The sequence below is a fragment of the Serratia silvae genome (assembly GCF_023282985.1).
GTDB lineage: Bacteria > Pseudomonadota > Gammaproteobacteria > Enterobacterales > Enterobacteriaceae > Chania > Chania silvae.
The window spans coordinates 1-318 of the sequence record NZ_JAGQDC010000061.1; the positions used below are offsets into that span (position 1 = coordinate 1).

Here is a 318-nt window from a genome sequence, read left to right on the forward strand (position 1 = left end):
ACGTCGAGGGGCTGATCGAGGCGGTAGTTGCCGGTGACGGCGGTGCTTGCGAGCTTGTCGTTGTTGTTGACGATCCAGCCCGGGTAATAACGGCGCAGCTCGGCGAGCACTTCGCTCATCGGGCAGTTTTCGAACACCAGCCGGCCCTGGACCCAGGCCAGCTCCTTGCTGGCATCCAGCTTGGCGGGTTGGCCAAAGCCCTTCGGGCCGATACGGATGCTCTCGCCTGCGCTCAGGCGAACGCGGGCATCATCGAAGGTGTTGCTCAGGTCGACATCACCGCGCTGCACCTGCACCTGGGCCTCGCCGTTGAGATAG

At 64.2% G+C, this 318-nt stretch carries 1 protein-coding gene; it reads right to left on the bottom strand.

Annotated elements, in window-relative coordinates; genetic code table 11:
* A partial coding sequence (locus KAJ71_RS23230; RefSeq protein ID WP_375540751.1) for a FecR family protein occupies window positions 1–318 on the bottom strand: 318 nt, incomplete at both ends.